General features: G+C 70.9%; 3 protein-coding genes. All 3 read right to left on the reverse strand.

The genetic code is table 11. The annotated features are described in order from the left end of the window. Positions 1–156: 156 nt before the first annotated feature. Complete coding sequence (locus QM619_RS06350; RefSeq protein WP_415105574.1) at positions 157–1611, reverse strand: glycosyltransferase; 1455 nt, start codon at positions 1609–1611, stop codon at positions 157–159. Positions 1612–1745: 134 nt separating this feature from the next. Beyond that, positions 1746–2675, reverse strand: a complete 930-nt coding sequence (locus QM619_RS06355) for a neutral zinc metallopeptidase (protein ID WP_415105577.1) — start codon at positions 2673–2675, stop codon at positions 1746–1748. A gap of 32 nt (positions 2676–2707) precedes the next feature. Then, positions 2708–3784: ATP-binding cassette domain-containing protein (locus tag QM619_RS06360; RefSeq protein WP_415105580.1), on the reverse strand; the 1077-nt coding region annotated here is incomplete at its 5' end.

Below are 3784 nucleotides of genomic sequence, written 5' to 3' on the forward strand. Positions count from 1 at the left end.
CGGCGCACCCGGACGGGCGATCTGCGGCCCCCAAATCTTGCGCCGTACGTCCAGTACGCCCACAAGATCTGGGGGCCGCAGCTCATCCCGCCGGGCACGTCCTCGCTCGGAACAGCATTGATCAGCGCTTCCCTAACAGCGCCGGCGGGTGACGGATCAGTGCAGGCGGCCGCCGAGGCGGGGGCGTCCGAGATCGGGTTTGAGGTAGTCGCTGGTCTGCACCGGGCGTCCGGCCATCAGGTCGGTGTAGATGCCCAGCATGGCTGTCGCCTGGCGTTCGATCGTCCACTGCCCGGCAAGCTCGCGGCTGCGTGCGGACGCTTGCGCGGCGAACTCCTCATCGGCCAGCAGCCGCAGCATGGACATGATCGCCTGGCTCAACGAGACCATATTCGGCCGTGCCACCAGGGCATTCACGCCCGGATCGATGACCAGGTTCAGTTCGGGGTCGACGATCACCAACGGCAGCCCGCACAGCGCCGCCTCGTGCAGCACCAGCGCCTGTGTGTCGGTCTGCGACGGGAAGACGAAGAGGTCCGAGCCGCCGTAATAGGCGGCCAGTTCGTCGTGCGGCACCCGTCCGACCAGCCGGACGCCGCCGTAGCGGGCCGCCCGCTGCAACCGGCGGCGCAACACGGGGGCGGTCTCGTGGAAGTCGCCGACGATCATCAACTCGGCGTTCGGCTCGAAATCGCGGACCAGCTCGAAGGCGTCCAGCAGCAGGTCGAGATCCTTCTCCGGCGAGATACGCCCCACATACAGCAGCCGCGGTCCCCGTCCGTGCGGGATCGGTTTCCGCTCGGGCAGCGGGTCGGCGCCGTTGGGCACCACCTTCACCTTCGCGCCGGGCGCCAGTTCGAGCACCCGCCGGCCGGTCTTGTCCGACGGCGTAGTGACCAGGTCGGCGGTGCTCAACATGTCGGACGCCGCCTGCAGCAGCTCCAGCTGGGCGCCGCCGCGGCGGGGCCGTTTGAACCGCAGCTTGCGCAGCTTCGCCCACGGCTTCGACTCGGCGCGCATCGCGAACAGCCGGTAGGCGGCGTTCAGGAAGGGTCCCAGATGCCAGTAGTGCTCAGCGTAGGCCTCCAGGTCGGTGTGCCAGGTGACCACCAGGGGACGCTCGGCGCGCTGCGCCACCCACATGCCCAGCAGGCCCACCCCGCCCAGGCCGTGAACGTGGATGATGTCCGGCGGATCGGCCACCAGCTGGGCCAGCCGGAACTCCAGGTCACGGCCCAGCGACAGCCGGATGCCGGCACCCGGGATCGGCACCGACGGCATCCGGATCTCGCGCCGGTGCGGATTGTCGGCCAGTGGGTTCGGTCCCTTCGCCTCGGGCGCCACCAGCAGCACTCGATGTCCCGCCTTGAGCACCTCGCGCTCCAGGAATTGCACCGCGTACAGCAGGCCGCTGGGGGCCGGACCGTAGTTGTCGGTGAACTGCGCGATGGTCAGCGGACGCGACCGCGGCGCTGGCACATCGGTGGCACGGGGGGACTCTAAGGTGCCGGGATCGTCCGGTGGAAGGGACGCCGCGGCGTCGTCCGGGGCTGCCTCGGCGGGGGCGCGGGATCCGATGCGCTCCACCGGAGCGCTCGCGAGGTCAGCCATGCCGACAGGCTAGTGGTCTGTCGCTGCTGAGGCTCGGAGGCTGGCGGCTTTCGGGTGCGCGCATCGCCATGCCGACGAGGGAGGGCTACCGGGTCGCCGAGCGGCGTCGGTTCGGTCGAAGCGGCGGGCCGAGGTCAGCGGACCCGGTTGGCGGAAACCGCCCAGGTGTTGCAGGCGCCCAGGTTTCTGGCGGCCAGCCCGCGGGCGCCCCAATACTGTTGCGCCTTGACCGAGCCATGGCCGTCCGGGTCGTCGGTGTTGTCCCAGACCTGACGGAAGTAGCTCTGGTCTTCGGCGGTCAGCGCGAAGCTGGGCAGCGTGGCGAACACGTAGTAGGTCCAGCAGAACACCTGCAGTTCCTCACGGCGAGTGGTGACCGCGTTGTCCTCGCCGAGCCGGTCGGCGGCGTCGAACATGCCCATCATCGCCTGCACGTGATGGCCGTACTCGTGGATCACTACATCGGCCACCATCAGGCGGGCGTATTTGGCGTCCTCGAACACCTCGTCGGAGAAGTAGAGCGTCGCGTCCTTGGTGCAGTAGAACGCGTAGGCCTCCTGCTGGGTGCCGCACGGCGAACTCGTCGAACGTCCGTAGAACCGGTGCTGAGCGGGGGCGAAGTCGCCATCGGCCTGCTCGATCAGCGGACGGAAGAGGCCTTCCAAGCAGCCGAGCAGTTCGCTGACCTGCTTCTCGTAGGCGTCGCGGGTGGTGACCTTCTGCACCGCGGGGCAGCTGCCGTTCAACGCCAACGGGTACAGCTTGCTGTCGGTCAGCGGGTCGCCCGGACGGGCGCGGGGGCTGGTGGCCGCCGTCGACTCGGTGCTGGTCGGGGCCGGCTCGAAGGGTGCGGTGGCGAGCGTCGGCAGCGTCTGCAGGCCGGCGACGACCAGGCCGACCACGACCAGGACGACGACCAGGAATTTGCCGGGACCCAGCGGATGGTGCGGCGGCGGTGCCGGTGGCTGGACGCCGAACGCGGCGAACCTGCCCGGCGATCCGAAGGTGCGAGGGACCAGATGGGCGGGGTCCGGCGCATTGCGGTACGGCAGCCCCTGGGTCACGCGCTCCACGATAGGGGACGGTGCCAACCCCCTCAGCCGGTGCTGGAGCGGGCTGCTGGTGCCTCGGCGACTGCACCCGTCAAATCGATCGTGCGGTCGCAGCGGGCGACGACGTCCGGGTCGTGGGTGACCACCAACAGCGGCACGTCGGCTATGGTGGCGAAGACATCGTCCAGCAGGGCCTCGGCGGTAACGGCGTCCAGATGCTCGGACGGCTCGTCGAGCACCACCGCCTGGTAGTCGCCGGCGAACAACCGGGAGAGCGCCAGCCGGCGGGCCTCACCGCCGGACAGCGTCGCACCCTGCTCGCCGACGACCCGGCCGGCGTCCAGCGGCAACCCGGCCCGGTCGAGCGCGGCCCGGACGCCGTCGGCATCGGCGTCCCGGTTGCCGATTCGGACGTTCTCGGCGATCGAGGTGGCGAAGATGTGGGCGTCCTGAGCCAGATAGCCGACCCGTCCGGTGACCGTGACGGTGCCGGACTTCGGCGGGATCAACCCCAGGATGGTCGCGGCCAGGGTGGTCTTGCCGCTGCCGGACGGCCCCACCACGGCGACGCTCTCACCGGGTTCGACGACCAGATTGAGGTCGTCGGCCAGCACCGGTCCGCCCGGCCAGCCGATCGCCAGGCCGGCCAGCACCAACGGGCCGGAGATCACGTCACCGGGGGGCAGCTCCCGGTCGCCGACGCCGACCGGTTCGGCATCCAACACCTCGCGGACGCGGCGCAGCGAGGCTAGCGCACGGGTCGCGCTCTGTGCCGACTGGGTAAGCGTGGCGAGCACCTCATGCAACGCCAGCGGGGTGAGCACCAGCACCGCCAGCACCACCGGCGGCAACGTGCCCGCGACCACCAACGGTGCCCCGATCAGCAGCGCCGCGATCACCGCGACGGCCGCCGCCAGCACCTGGCAGCCGGACGCCAGCCCGCGCACCCAGGCGCCCCGCTCGTCCAGTCGGCGCAGTTCGTCGTCGATGGTCAGCACCCGGCGCAGCTGCTCGTCCGCGGCCCCGTAGGCGACCAGATCGGGCGCCGTCCGGGCCAGCTCGTGGACGCCGGCGGCCAGCGCGCCGCGGGCCGGCGCGGCGGCGGCGTCCCAGCGGCGTGA

The sequence above is a fragment of the Micropruina sp. genome (genome assembly GCF_047606665.1).
Lineage (GTDB): Bacteria > Actinomycetota > Actinomycetes > Propionibacteriales > Propionibacteriaceae > Micropruina.